Annotated in this window: 14 protein-coding genes; 5 read left to right on the top strand and 9 right to left on the bottom strand. The window is 43.4% G+C overall.

Going from position 1 to position 13,816, the window contains the following annotated elements; all coding sequences use genetic code 11:
- Window positions 1–94 precede the first annotated feature (94 nt).
- On the top strand, window positions 95–946 hold the full coding sequence (locus ACSLP7_RS14265) for a universal stress protein (protein WP_435579939.1): 852 nt from the start codon (window positions 95–97) through the stop codon (window positions 944–946).
- Here the strand turns inward: ACSLP7_RS14265 and ACSLP7_RS14260 are convergent.
- The 5 genes from ACSLP7_RS14260 to ACSLP7_RS14240 form a co-directional block, all read right to left on the bottom strand.
- Window positions 926–1,561, bottom strand: coding sequence for a hypothetical protein (locus tag ACSLP7_RS14260; protein ID WP_435579938.1), 636 nt, complete (start codon window positions 1,559–1,561; stop codon window positions 926–928). The two genes, ACSLP7_RS14265 and ACSLP7_RS14260, sit on opposite strands and share 21 nt — an antisense overlap.
- A 17-nt stretch (window positions 1,562–1,578) precedes the next feature.
- The gene (locus tag ACSLP7_RS14255) at window positions 1,579–2,418 is read right to left on the bottom strand and encodes a universal stress protein (RefSeq protein ID WP_435579937.1); all 840 of its coding nucleotides are present in this window, start codon (window positions 2,416–2,418) and stop codon (window positions 1,579–1,581) included.
- Window positions 2,419–2,490: 72 nt separating this feature from the next.
- Complete coding sequence (locus ACSLP7_RS14250; RefSeq protein ID WP_435579936.1) at window positions 2,491–3,315, bottom strand: universal stress protein; 825 nt, start codon at window positions 3,313–3,315, stop codon at window positions 2,491–2,493.
- 66 nt (window positions 3,316–3,381) lie between these two features.
- Entirely contained in the window at window positions 3,382–4,443 is a 1,062-nt protein-coding gene (locus tag ACSLP7_RS14245; protein ID WP_435579935.1) for a response regulator, read from the bottom strand.
- Complete coding sequence (locus ACSLP7_RS14240) at window positions 4,433–5,671, bottom strand: PAS domain-containing sensor histidine kinase (protein WP_435579934.1); 1,239 nt, start codon at window positions 5,669–5,671, stop codon at window positions 4,433–4,435. Before ACSLP7_RS14240 ends, ACSLP7_RS14245 begins: the two co-directional genes overlap by 11 nt.
- Window positions 5,672–5,768: 97 nt before the next feature.
- On the opposite strand from ACSLP7_RS14240, the gene ACSLP7_RS14235 reads away from it, so the two are divergent.
- Genes ACSLP7_RS14235 through deoC form a run of 3 tightly spaced genes read left to right on the top strand, consistent with a single transcriptional unit; the run spans window position 5,769 to window position 7,120 of the window.
- Window positions 5,769–6,176 carry a hypothetical protein gene (locus ACSLP7_RS14235; RefSeq protein ID WP_435579933.1) on the top strand — a complete coding sequence of 136 codons (408 nt, stop codon included), beginning with the start codon at window positions 5,769–5,771 and terminating at the stop codon, window positions 6,174–6,176.
- 4 nt (window positions 6,177–6,180) lie between these two features.
- Window positions 6,181–6,477, top strand: coding sequence for a thioredoxin (gene trxA / locus ACSLP7_RS14230; protein WP_435579932.1), 297 nt, complete (start codon window positions 6,181–6,183; stop codon window positions 6,475–6,477).
- 1 nt (window position 6,478) lies between these two features.
- Window positions 6,479–7,120: a deoxyribose-phosphate aldolase gene (deoC, locus tag ACSLP7_RS14225; protein WP_435579931.1), complete on the top strand. Its 642-nt coding sequence runs from the start codon at window positions 6,479–6,481 to the stop codon at window positions 7,118–7,120.
- A 66-nt stretch (window positions 7,121–7,186) separates the two neighbouring features.
- Here the strand turns inward: deoC and ACSLP7_RS14220 are convergent, their stop codons facing one another.
- The 3 genes from ACSLP7_RS14220 to ACSLP7_RS14210 form a co-directional block, all read right to left on the bottom strand.
- Window positions 7,187–8,020, bottom strand: a complete 834-nt coding sequence (locus ACSLP7_RS14220) for a universal stress protein (RefSeq protein ID WP_435579930.1) — start codon at window positions 8,018–8,020, stop codon at window positions 7,187–7,189.
- A gap of 136 nt (window positions 8,021–8,156) precedes the next feature.
- Window positions 8,157–9,542, bottom strand: coding sequence for an MBL fold metallo-hydrolase (locus tag ACSLP7_RS14215; protein ID WP_435579928.1), 1,386 nt, complete (start codon window positions 9,540–9,542; stop codon window positions 8,157–8,159).
- A 121-nt stretch (window positions 9,543–9,663) separates the two neighbouring features.
- A complete protein-coding gene (locus ACSLP7_RS14210) occupies window positions 9,664–12,243 on the bottom strand; it encodes a DUF6923 family protein (RefSeq protein ID WP_435579927.1) in 2,580 nt (859 codons plus the stop codon).
- A 130-nt stretch (window positions 12,244–12,373) separates the two neighbouring features.
- Here ACSLP7_RS14210 and era point away from each other — a divergent pair, with 130 nt between their 5' ends.
- Window positions 12,374–13,258: a GTPase Era gene (era, locus tag ACSLP7_RS14205; protein ID WP_435579926.1), complete on the top strand. Its 885-nt coding sequence runs from the start codon at window positions 12,374–12,376 to the stop codon at window positions 13,256–13,258.
- On the opposite strand, the gene ACSLP7_RS14200 is transcribed toward era, so the two are convergent.
- Entirely contained in the window at window positions 13,249–13,743 is a 495-nt protein-coding gene (locus ACSLP7_RS14200) for a GTP-binding protein (protein ID WP_435579925.1), read from the bottom strand. The genes era and ACSLP7_RS14200 overlap by 10 nt on opposite strands.
- Between the last annotated feature and the right edge of the window lie 73 nt (window positions 13,744–13,816).

The following is a 13,816-nucleotide window of genomic DNA, read 5'->3' as shown; positions in this document are numbered from 1 at the left end:
AAAGGTGGGCCTCAACGGTGAGCAGAACTATGACCGTTGTCATACCCTATGTGCTGCGGTTGGGAGTATCTTTCAATATTGACAAAGCAGTATTATGAATAAGATCCTTCTTTTAACCGATTTTAGTGATAACGCCACCCAGGCCATCCAATACGCATTTAAATTGTGGCAGGGAAAGCCTTGCGAATTCTATGTGCTGAACGTTCAGAAATCATCGGACTTCACGACAGACGATCTGCTCACGGCTAAACCCCATGAAAGCATCTTTACCAGTATCATCGCCGACAATAAATCAGCCTTAGATGCTTATATAGAAACCTTACGCCCTTTCTTTGAACAGGAAGATTTTACCGTAATTCCCAAAGTAGACTATGACGTCTTTACGGATTCGGTCAATCAAGTGATCAGTAATTACCGTATTGAATATGTGGTTCTGGGCACCAACGGCGCTAGTGGTGCCCGTGAATCTCTCTTTGGGAGCAACGCACTTCAAGTCATTCGCAAGGTGGATTGTCCTACTTTGATCGTACCCGAGGGCTTTGAGTTTAGACCCTTAAAAGAAATCTTATATACGCAAACCGAGCAAATCCAACCGAGCCCGCAGCAATTAGAACCGGTGGTGCGCCTCTTGACAGGTCGTGGCAGTAGCGTACATCTGTTGGGAATTCATCCCGGAACCGAAATGAATCTGGGACAATTGGAACAGGATTTGAACCAGCTGGCTGAGGTTCCTTTTGGTGTTTTGGAGACCGAAGCTGTGGTTGAATCTCTGAAAGGATTGCCCGTGCCTCAGGCCATAAGTGCTTATGAGCAACTCAACGAGGTAGATCTGCACGTTTTTATTGTACAACAGGAGTCTTTGCTCAGTCGATTCTTAAATGGATCAGACAATGGAAAGATCAGCCACAAGACCCCTGTGCCTTTATTAGTCCTTCACGATAACTAATTGGGCTTCTTTTAGAGTACTGACGAGCAATTGTACATAGTCATTGATGTTTCTTCGGAAGTTGCCATTGACCACATCGATGTTTCCACTCCAAAGCAATTCCCGAGCCTCTCCTGGGCAAATACAATACAGATTGGTCTGGGTGTGATACAGTGTATATTCTTGCGGTACAGATCTGGTTTCGTAGTATTTCTGCGATATGAGATAATCTTGGGCGAATCCGTCAAAAGTCTCTCCAATATCTCTAAAAGATTGAACCATAGTTACCTTTTCGGTAACACCGATGATCTTGGTAAAAAGAATTGCGTCAAATCCAGCATCGAGTAATTGAATTTCAATAGCGTCTAAATCTGCTTCTGATTGTTCCTTGACCAAAAAAGAAGACTCAAAGAAATCTACAGAACGCACTGCAACCACACCTTGAGATTCCAGACGAGTGCTCATGGCACCTTCATACATTCTTCGGTTGTTAATATCATTAGATAGGCCTATGACAAGAACTTTATTGGATTCGTAGACTGGCGTTTCGGTATTTTTCCAGCTACTGACGAGTTGGGTGGAACTACAAGAGGATAGCAGTAACAATGAACTTAAGAGCAGGGCTGTGTATTTCATAAATTTTTATTTAGAGATTATGCGTGAAGCGTGAGTACCGGGACCTTTGAATGGTAATTGAGTGCTCGTGATAACGGCCTGCGGAACCAGAGCGAGAAGATTCCGTGTTTGGGATTTATAAAGGCAACCATATCACTATTTCTACTTTGTACAAAGCAATTCAGCCCGGTTGCGACATCTACATGTTCCAAGGTGTGAAAGCTGTAGTCTATTCCAGCAAAGAATCCTTCTAATTCTTGTTTTTTTGCTTCCTGCTCTTCACTAAAAGAACCTTCGCAGATGTGTAAAACGCGCAATTTAGCCTTACAAAGTCTAACCATGGCACAGAGTTTATCAAGCTGACTTGTTTGATAGTCCTCTTTAAAACTGGTTGGAAAAACGATCTCCTTCATTGCTGTGAAATTGGCTGAGTTTGGTACAGCCAATACAGGACAACAACGTACTTTTTCCATGACTGCTAAAGTGTTGCCACCCAATAGCACATCTATAGCGTCTGTAGCTCCTTTGGTTCCCATAATGATCAGGTCAATGTTGAATTCTTTGCAGCAAACTTCAATCGCATCAGTTAAAAAATTATAGCGCGATAAATAATGAAATTTATGTTCGAGGGATTCATCTCTAAAGGCCAGTTGTCTCGATAGTTTTTTAAGACCTTCTGTGGATGCCTCTTTGAGCTGTTGCAATTGAGGGATACCCAATTGAGAAGCCATAAGGTTCTCTGAGATAGGAGTGTTTGGAGTATAACAGTGTAAGATGTAAAATTCACAACTTTCACGGTCCAAAAGTTCAATAGCGTAGGTTATGGCGTTCCAAGAGTTTTTGGAGAAGTCGGTGGGTAAAAGGATTCTTTGTGTCATCGGTTTGTCGTTTGGTCGAAACTAACCGATAGCCCCTAAGATTGAAATGATAAATGTCAGTCCTACAGAGTATTATTCGTGAAGTAATAGTACAGGGAGTTGGTTTTCAAAGACAGACGCGTGGCCATTGCTTGTGGGTTTGAACAAAAGCTGTTCGCAGAAACTGCGGTTTTTGGCCAATAGTCCTAAAATTCCAATGGGATGCTGCTGCTGATACTCATCCAAAGCAGCGTATAAGGCACCTCCTTTGATTTCGGTGAAGGCTTGCGGGTCCTCAATAAATTCGTTTAAAAACTCCCGATTGGCATTTTGAATGGCGTTTAGATCGGGGTTATTCTTGCTAAAATGAAGGATCTTCAACTTTAAATCATTAGTAGTGGCAAAGTCGGTAAGGGTATTCATCACACTGCTCTGGTAGTTGTTGTTGAAATTGGTGGCAAAAGCCAAACTGTTGTTGGTTCCAATTTCTGCGCGAGGGGGAACAATCAAAAACGGACATTGTACCCGAATGATCACATCTTGGGCAAAACGTCCCAACTGTGGTTTTTTATCCGGGCCACAGCATCCAATTACAATGAGTTCTATTTGATGTTCAATAACTTGTTTGCGCAAAGCTTCCACAGGAGGCAGATCTACAAAAAAAACATCGCTGCGATGTAATTTTGGATTTAATAGCTTCTGAAAATTTTGATGAAATTGTTGAAGTTTTATGCGATTAGCACCACACTTTTCACCTTTACAGGGAAGTTTTGGTTGCTTCCGTCCGGGTTTTACATGACAATCAGAAACATAGACCAAATGATAATGAACTGCCTCATTGGCAAAGCAATTTGCTGCAAATGACGCGGCCTGAGCTGCGCTTTCTGAAAAGTCTGTGGCGATTAAAATCTTTCGCATACTACCCATAATAAGTTCAAATGTAACCGGGTAGTCTTAACTAAAGAATGACAAAAGTCAGTTTTGCTATTCCATGAGCTCCAAGGCTTCCAAATCGAGGATTTTTATGTTGCGCCCCTCTATGGCGATCCAGCCGTTCTTTTTGAACTGTGAAAGTGTTCTGATAAGACTTTCCGTAGCGATTCCAGCCACGCTGGCCAAATCATGGCGTGAGATCCTGATCTGCTCTTGAGTGTTGTCATTCAATATTTCAGCAAACTGAAGAATGGTCTGAGCGGTCTTTCTTCGGACGGAACCATAGGCCATTTGTAAAAGCTGCTCTTTAATGTGGTTGATGTCGTCTGCTAAAAGGTTGATGAGTTCCAGGGTTAACTGCTGATTGTCATGCAGAATTTCTACGAACTCTTGTTTTGAGACCGCCAAAAGTTCCGATGATTCTAAAGCTGCGGTAGACTCGTGGTGCGCCCCGTTCTCCAGCAGTTGTTCCAGCCCTAAAAAGCTCCCTTCTTTACGCAACGAAGTGATGAGTTCTTTTCCGTTCTCATCCATAGTAAAGCATTTGACCACTCCGCTGTTGATCAAATAAATTTGGTGAATACGATCGCCTTGTTCATAGATCAGTTTACCCTTGTCAAAGGATTGGAGTTCTCCCTTGTCGTTCAAAAAAGCGATCAGTTCCGGTAGGTTTTTCAAGTTCCCCGTGCTTGCTTCTTGTTCCATTTGCTGGGGCTGTTCTCCCACGGCTTGTAAAAGTGTAGATTTAGCCAGTCGGCTTCTAATAGCACTCAGCAGATCCTCCTCCTCACAGGGTTTGGTCAAGTAATCATCGGCACCCATATCCATGCCCAAACGCACTTCTTTGTGTTCGGTTTTGGCAGAGAGAAAAATAAACGGAATATGCTTGGTTTTGTGGTGATCTGACAAGGCTTCCAATACGCCGTAACCATCAATCTCTGGCATCATGATATCGCAGATGATCAAATCCGGAATTTCACGCAAAGCTTCACTGATCCCTCTTTTTCCATTAGGAGCAGTGATCATTTGGTAGCCTTCAAGTTCCAGAAGTTCTGCGGTGTTCTCACGCAGTATCGTATCGTCTTCTATCAAAAGTATTTTTTTATCCTCCATGGTTTGCCGTTGTTGGAATTTTAATAGTGAAAACAGACCCTTCACCAGGCTTACTGACAAAAGAAATAGAACCGCCTAGGTTCTCAAGATGGGTCTTAACAATGTTTAGCCCGATCCCCGTTCCTTGAGTAAGCAATGCGTTTTCTGCTCTAAAATAACGATTGAAAATATGTTTTTGATCAGCCAATGGAATACCAATTCCTTGATCTTGGATGTGCAAGGTCAACATCTGATCATCTACTTGACCTTCTATGGTCACCCGACTGCCTTCTCCAGAGTATTTCACTGCATTGCCTACTAAGTTAGACAGTACCAACTCCAAGATCTTCTCATCAAAGACCAGTTCCACTTCTTCTAAATTGTCGGGGTAATTGATTCGCTGTCCTTCTTTGAGCAGGGTGTTGGCGTCGTAGACCACTTCATTCAGCACTTTGCTCAAAGGAAACTGACTGTGATTGTAACTCACTTTACCCGTTTCTAATCGCTCAATAGAAAGGAAATCATTTAGGATGTTATTGAGGTATTTTACCTTGCTCTTTATAGTGTTGAGGTGCTTGTCGCGCTTCTCTTGTTGATCAGAGGTTTTGTATTTGGAGATCAATGTGGCCGAGCTCAAAATACCGCTTAAGGGTGTTTTGAATTCATGGGAAACCAAAGAAAGGAACTTGGTTTTTAGTTCTCCTAATTCACGTTCTTTCAGTAAAGCTTCTTTAGTTTTGGCCTCAGCTTCAATTCGTTTTTCTACTTCCTTGCGCAAAACTTTAACAGCATCGTCTAGTTCTTGGGTGCGTTCTTTGATCTTGTCCTCCAGTTGTTCATTGAGCTCTAAGATTTGCCGCTGTTGTTCCACCCGTTCAGAAATATCGATCACGATCGCCATTACATAACGCTTCCCATTGAGTTCAAAAGGATTCAAACCTGCTTCCAACGGAAATTGACTCCCATCCTTGCGTTGGCCGTAAAGCTCGCGGCCTTTACCCATGCTGCGTTTGGCGCTTTGATGCATGAATCCATCCACATAACCCACATGGGCTTGATGGTATTTCATGGGGATGAGAATGTTCAAGGGCTCTCCCATCAAATGTCCGGGTGGATATCCAAACATTTCATGTGCAGCAGTATTGGCGGAGGAAATACGTTGGTCTGGACCCACAACGATGATCCCTTCTGCAACGGCGTTGAAGATGGTCTCCACAATATTGATGTCTCCGGGATTATTCGGGTTCATTGCACTAAAAATAAGGAATTTTTAAGGCTAATCCACGCTGATATTTATCATTATTTTACCTCTGAAAATCGACTAGATTTATCTAAATTTAATCAATATGAGTACAAAAGAACCTTTAGCTCCTTTTTATCAGCACCTTGGACATTTGTTTTACGCCGTGGCGGCAAGTGACAAGGTGGTAAGAAACGCAGAAATAGAAACTTTACAAGCCTTAGTTTTGTCTAAATGGATTCCCTTGGGAGAGGCTTCGGATGAATTCAATACAGATCTGGGGTATCATATTGAGATCGTTTTTGAATGGCTCAAGCACAATGCCACCGATGCCGACGATTCCTTCCAACGATTCGCCAATTATGTAGAAGAGCATCCCGGTGAGTTCAGTCCCAAACGCAGACAGATGATCTGGCAAACCGCCAATGATATTGCAGATGCCTTTAGCGGCACCAACAAATCCGAATTGATCATGTTGTCCAAACTGCGTTTGGTGCTCAACAAACTCGGTTAAGCCCATGAGTTCATTTAAGGATTTGATTCAAAGCCATCCTTTGGTTTTGGTAGACTTTTTTGCTACTTGGTGCGGACCCTGCAAGGTCTTGGCCCCAGTACTTTCTGAGGTTAAACAAGAGGCTGGGGATCGGTTAAAGATCGTAAAGATCGATGTAGACAAACATCCTAAACTTGCCGCAGCTCGCCAGGTAAGGGGAGTTCCTACACTTCTTCTTTTTAAAAACGGCCAGCAGGTTTGGCGGCAATCCGGAGTACAGTTTAAGGAGGCCCTTTTACAGCTTTTAAATCAGCACAGCTAATATGGAGCTCAATCGCTTAATTGATCACACCTTACTCAGTCCAACGGCTACTAGCAAAGAGATTAAAGCACTTTGTGAAGTTGCGCTAATGCATAACTTCAAAGCAGTATGTGTACCAGAATCCTTTGTGGCAAATGCCCATTCCATTTTGAAAAGCAGTGCCGTAGAAGTATGCACTGTTGTTGGTTTCCCACTAGGATATAGCTCCACAGAGGCAAAGCGGTATCAAGCTCAATTGGCCATTGATCAAGGCGCTACAGAAATTGATATGGTCATCAATCAAGGTTGGATGCAGGAAGCTTCGTATTCCAAAATAATGGATGAGATCGCGCTTGTCAAAGAAACTGTGGGCTCCAATTGTTTAAAGGTCATTCTAGAAACAGCAAATTTGTCTGAAGATCAAATCAGAAAGGCCGCTCAATGCGTTTTAAGCGGCGGAGCCGATTTTGTCAAAACTTCTACAGGTTTTGCCGCTCGAGGTGCTTCCATCAAAGACATTGAAATACTACACCAAGAAATTGGTGGCAAGTTAGGCATCAAAGCATCTGGAGGAATCAAAACACACGAGCAGGCGCTTGCTATGATCAAGGCAGGAGCAACTCGTTTGGGAACCTCCAACGGTCCGGCTTTATTAGCTCCATAAAAAAAGAGCGGATCTGCAGTAAGATCCGCCCTCTCGTTTTGAAAAACATACTAAAACAATATTTCACTACATTTTCTGAGTGAGTACGGGTAGTACCGAATGGTTTACAACATCTTCACCTATACTGCCTGCAAAGAAATGCGCCAGTCCGCTTCTACCGTGGGTTGAGATTGCAATAGCATCTGCCTTTTTGGAGAAGCTATAGTTAAAGATCCCGTCTTCTACCGTGTAATCATTGTAATAATTCACGTCTTTGGGTCTAAAGTCTTCTATGCCTGCTTGCGCAAAGAACTTGTAAATTCTGTCTTCAATCTCAATGCTGGATCTAAAGCGTTCTCCCGGCAAGTTGACATAAAGCAACTCCATTTGTGCACCGAGTACTTTGATCAATTTTCTGATCTGTTTAAAAGCCTCTACGTTTTCGCTTTTAAAATCGCAAGCAAACACTACTTTCTCCAAATTGAAATCTGGCATATGGTCTTTAATCACCAATACCGGAGTGGTTGCAGTACGCACCACCTTTTCTGTATTAGAACCAACAAAGACCTCTTTAAGACCTGTGCTGCCATGAGATCCCATCACAATCAAATCAGCATCACAAGAAATGGCCACATCGTTGATCTCTGTAAAGTTGGTGTAGTTCTTTACATTTTGGTGAACAGTAAGACCTTCCAAGTAAGGAACGTTCAAGAGTTCATCAAAGCGTTTCTCTGTTAGCTTCATATGATACATCGCCTCAAAGACCTCTTGAGATTCGTCTCGAGTCAGTACAGCATCGGTCAAGCCCATCATGTGAACCACATGAATGGAAGCCTGGTGTTTTTTTGCGATGGAAGCAGCGACTTCCATTGCGTATTTCGAATAGTCCGAAAAGTCTACGGGTACTAAGATATTTTTCATGGTTTATCAGTTTTAATTTGCTCAATCTTAGTTCAAAGATATCGAGCAGCTCCGCGATAAAATATGACAATGGTCATACGTGCTCCTTCTTTTAAAAACAGCAACGGATAGTTGATAAACCTAAATGTGTTCGGGTTTAGGAAACGATTTCCAGACCTTCCTTTTTGATGGCAGCAAATCCTCCAGCTACATCAATGACGTTGTGATAACCTCTGCGTTTCAGAATAGAAGCGGCGATCACAGAACGATAGCCTCCGGCGCAGTGCACATAGAAATCACCGTCTTTTGGAAAGGCCTCATAATGATCAGAAATAAAATCTAATGGAGTTAAGGCAACCTCTGGCAAATGCGCAGTTTCATACTCGCTTTCTTTGCGCACGTCATAGACTTTAGCTCCAGTTTCCATGGCGGTCTTAAGATCAGCTGCGGAGACAGATCGCATATCATCTGTAGCACGTCCTGAAGCTTCCCAAGCGGCAACACCTCCATTTAGATATCCCAAAGTATTGTCAAACCCAACTCTTGAGAGACGCGTTACGGCTTCTTCCTCTTTTCCAGGATCTACCACTAAAAGGATCGGCAGGGAAATATCGGCAATTAAAGCTCCCACCCAAGGTGCGAAGCTTCCGTTGAGTCCGATAAAAATAGAACGAGGAATGTGTTTTTCAATAAAATCGGCTTGGTGTCTAACATCCAAAACAATGGCCTGATGCTGTTCTGCCAACTGCTCAAACTCTTCTGGTGAGAGAGCTTTAGTTCCCTGAGCAACTACGGTATCAATGGAAGCATAACCTTCTTTGTTCAGCTTGACGTTTAGCGGAAAGTATTTAGGCGGAGGTAAGAGTCCGTCCGTAACTTCTGCAATAAACTCAGCTTTGCTCATGTCGGCTCTCAAGGCATAGTTCATGCGCTTCTGATTGCCCAAAGTATCTACCGTGTCTTTGGACATATTCTTTCCGCAGGCAGAACCGGCTCCGTGCGCTGGATAAACAATGACCTCGTCAGGCAAGGTCATGATCTTAGCGCGCAAACTGTCGTAAAGCATGCCGGCAAGATCTTCTTGCGTCATATCTGCAGCTTTCTGAGCCAGATCAGGTCGGCCTACATCGCCAAGAAACAAAGTATCGCCACTAAATATAGCGTGAGGACTGCCTGAAGCGTCTTGCAGCAAATAAGTGGTGCTTTCCATGGTGTGTCCTGGAGTGTGCAAAACCTTTATGGTACAATCGCCTAAAGGAAATTCCTGACCGTCTGTTGCGATCAGTGCATCAAAACTCGGATTGGCCAATGGCCCATAAATGATAGGAGCTCCAGTCTTTTCCGCTAGGGTAAGGTGTCCGCTTACAAAGTCCGCATGAAAGTGCGTTTCAAAGATATACTTGATGGTGCCGTCAATGGCGTTTGCCTTCTCTATATAAGGGGCGACTTCTCTTAAGGGATCAATAATTGCAACCTCTCCGTTGCATGAAATCATATAAGCTCCTTGAGCAAGACAACCTGTATATATCTGTTCAACTTTCATCGGCATAAGCAATTTAGGCAGCAAAAATACAAAATAAAAAAGGCCTCCCCTGAACTACCTATGAAAATCGGGGAGGCCGTTTGCTGTTGCGTAGTCGCAACAACCCAACAATTACTAATCCTTATTGCACTACTAACTTGGTACTAGCAGTTTGTTGGGCACCCAGTACATTTACAATGTATACTCCGTTTGGTAAGTTTAGCTCACCGATTGGAAGTTGGTTCATTCCTACTGTAGCTTGAACCTCGATCTTCAATACTACTTGTCCTAAGGTGTTATAAATATTCACCGTTTGGTCTTCTTTAGCATCGGAGTTCCAGTACAACTGACTTGCTCCTGTGATAGGGTTTGGACTTGCTTCGATTCCGTTTACTTCTGGAAGGTCAGCAGGATCCTCAAGTTCTACAGTTTTGAAGTTCAACTTCCCAATTTCAACCTTGAGCTGACGTAGGGATGCACCAGCCTCAAACGTGAATACTACTTGAGTGGTTAGTGAGAAATCACTCTCGATTCCGCTTGCACGACTGAACGACGACAAGCCCAAGGTATATGTCTTATACACTTCCTCTAGTGAGATCTGAGTTCTTGGCTGATCTGCCCAATCTGTAATGTTAGACTGTACCAAGGTGATCTCCATAGTTCCTGTTCCCATAGCCTCGAATTCAAAGGCGTTGAAGTCTGCTAGAGAAACTGGTCTGAAGCGTGGATTAAATGATCTGTAGATCGCAGTGTAGTTCTCAAAACCAGCTTGTAGTCTTACACCACGCTCTAGGTAAATTCCGTTCTCGTAGTCCATGTCTTCTTGAGCAGACACTTCATACTCACTGATAGCTAGGGTGCTGTCAGCCTCGTCAATTCCCCAAACACCGTCTGAGAAGAACAAGTCATCTGCAGTAGTGCTCTCTGGAGATTCGATACGGAATCCTAAGTCATAAAGAGCACCTGTGTTAAGGTTAAGTTCTTGAGAGTATTCTCCTGTTAGAGCAAGGTTTGCACTTACCGTTTGGATTTCCTCAGTCTCCGCGTAGCGAATACCTCCGTTGATAGTCACTTCTTCAGATCCTGTTTTGTTCACCATAGTCAAGATCAACTCTCCGTTATTGTATTGTCCTTTGCGTACATATACTTCTGGTGGGTTACTTGTGTAGATGTCGCGGATTGGACGTTGTAGCTCTACAAGTCTTAGGAACTCTTCTCCTAAAGTGTATAGATCATCTATTTTATTGGCCCAGATCTGGAAGGTGTAGTAAGTATTTCCTTCGCTATAACGCTCCAGGTTCCAGTGACTCTCTACATCAAACTCAGTGTTTTCGATAAGGGCTGCAGTAATGCTCACTACAAACTCTTGGCTTCCGTCAGGGTTTTTGATCTGCGATACGATATAAGGAGTTTCCTCAATCATGATCGTAGCTACATTCAATAGTTCTCCTCCTAGTAGACGGTCACAGATGTATTTAGTGTGCTCGTATACTTGGTTTTCAGTTTTCAATCCGAGTACAGCAGCGATCGGGGCTCCATTTCTCATGATGTCAATGGCTAGGATGTCTGTTGCATTCGTGATTCCGATTAAGTCTCCAGGGGTAGACTCAATGCTTTCTGTATCTGGTAAGATGTTGATCGGTAAGAAATCTGCAAGCTCGGGGGTAGTGCTAGCGCTCTTAGACTTTAAGGTCATTCTTGAGTCTAACACGGGCTGTGCAGTTGGATCGAATTTAAATCCATTCTTAGATCTGTTATAGTTTCTTTTGCTGATCGCATCGCCAAGGCGGTTGTTACTTTCTAAACCACCCTCACTAGCTCCGGAAGTGGCCTCTACCACAGGGCAGGCAGCAACTCCGGAGCAGGAAGGATCATCACAATCAACCAAACCATCTCCATCGTCATCGATTCCATTGGTACAATCTTCTTGTGGAACTGGAGCCGTAGGGCAACGAGCTCCATCATTGCTAGAACTAGCAGGACCAAAAGCAAATAGGTTAGAGTCCATCGTAGATCCAGGTTCAAGATTTTGTACATTTTGAATCACGTATAGTGTTCCCGTTTGATTAGCCGATACATAGAATCGACCATCAGCGTCAAAGTAGACGGCACCGTAAGTATAGTTTAAACCAGACAGGATAGGTACTTCACCAATTGCATTGACGGTACCGTCAGCAGGGTCTACGCGGTATAAGATGTTTGAGCCTTTTTCAACAGTATACAACATTCCATCTACGGCATTGAATGCCCAGTCATGCGTATTTAAGTTGTCATTCATTGTTAGATTAGGCAATCCGTTCAAATAGTCTGGAGACTCCGGATTGATATTCACGCGGTAGATTGTCGTTCCGCTCCCCTTGAGGTAGTAGATTCCATCTGCGCTTATGTCCCCAATATATCTTCCAGAAGTAGGTAGGGTTGGAATGATAAATTCGGTGACGTTAAAGTTTTTTCCGATTCTAACGATCTTGCGATCGCTGCTAGAAAGTGATCCCCAGATGTATCCGTCAGTTGGATTGTATCCGGCAGCGTTGATCCTTTCGGTAGTAATATCTTCAGCAACTAGAATAGACGCGCCTGAGGCCAAGTTCAATGCATAAACGTCATTAAATTGAAAGAGGTAGGCGTTGTAGTCGCAGTTAAACGGCTCTTCTTGAGCGTTAAGTGCAGTAGCGCTTAGTAGGCTAATTAGTAAGGCGAATAATTGTAATTTTGTTTTCATGGGTGTTTGTTTCTGGTGACAAATCTAGATCATCACCCCAGCTTATCTGGCCAAAAAGAGTTAGGGTGGCTATTACTGTAGACGAGTGGTATTTTTCGCACGGTGAGTGGATTTATTGTAACTTTGTCCTATGGCACACAAAGCAGGTTTTGTCAATATAATAGGGAACCCCAACGTGGGTAAAAGCACGCTCATGAACGCTTTCGTAGGGGAGCGCCTCTCTATTATTACCTCTAAAGCTCAGACTACGCGTCACCGAATTCTGGGAATTGTCAATGGCGATGACTTTCAAGTGATTCTGAGCGATACTCCTGGAATTATTAAACCAGCCTATGAGCTGCAAGCGGCCATGATGGATTTTGTAAAATCTGCCTTTGAAGACGCAGACGTTTTGCTCTACTTGGTGGAGTTGGGTGAAAAGTCTTTAAAGGATGAGGCCTTCTTTAAAAAGATCAACAGTACTGAGATTCCGGTCTTGCTTCTGATCAACAAGATCGATACTGGCGATGAAGAAAAACTCAAGGAAGCTGTTGCCCTTTGGTCAGAGCAAGTTCCAAATGCAGAGGTGTTTGCAATTTCTGCTTTAGAGAACTTCGGAGTGGAGCAGGTCTTTAAACGCGTCTTGGAGCTTTTGCCAGAATCACCACCTTTCTATCCTAAGGATGCCTTGACCGACAAGCCAGAACGCTTCTTTGTCAATGAATCCATCCGTGAAAAGATATTATTGCATTACAAAAAGGAGATTCCTTATTCGGTAGAGATCGAGACGGAAGAGTTCTTTGAAGAAGAAGATATCATCCGTATGCGTTCCGTGATCATGGTTGAGCGCGATTCACAAAAGGGGATCATCATAGGTCATAAAGGCGCGGCGATTAAACGCGTAGGTATGGAAGCCCGAAAGGATCTGGAGAAATTCTTTGGCAAGCAAGTTCATTTAGAGCTATACGTAAAGGTCAATAAGAACTGGCGCTCCAGCGAACGTCAATTGCGTCGTTTTGGATACAATCAATCCTGATTGATCACCTCCCACATAAATTTATAAAGCTCTAACATCTGGCCTCTACCAGTAGCTTTTCCCATGCGTCCTATAAAATAGAGGCTAAACCAAGCGACCACCATTAAAAGCATCAGAGCAATGGGTAGAGCGATTGGTTCATCTAAGGCGTAGTTGGAGTATGCCCAAACTCCGCAACACAAAAAAAGAACAGCCACTATAAAATGTAGGAACATGAAAAGGGTCCACACCGTACTCCTCGGGCCAAAAAGCCCGCGAATTTCTGAGGTCTTATTATCCAGAGGATTAATCACTAGGTCTAATTGAGGCGACCAATATTGCTGGCGGGCCTTGGGAATTTTAATAAAAACGTGAGCATCTACTTGGGTGGTTATAAAGCCAGAAGGGTCACTAGCCGTCTTAAAAGCAGCGAGTAATTTTTCTGCGGATTGATCAAGACTCAGCTTGAACCGAGGTCGCAATACGATGTCTTGTTTGACTTTCACGTTTGCAAAATCAGCCAATTAGTTGAGAACAAATATGATATTGCTCAGCTGGGAAGAATCCTTAAAACCCAGT

It is taken from the genome of Gilvibacter sp. (assembly GCF_965601605.1).
In the GTDB taxonomy this organism is placed as follows: Bacteria; Bacteroidota; Bacteroidia; order Flavobacteriales; family Flavobacteriaceae; genus Gilvibacter.
Note: the sequence above shows the minus strand (reverse complement) of the source record. Positions and strands in the feature narration are given on the sequence as shown.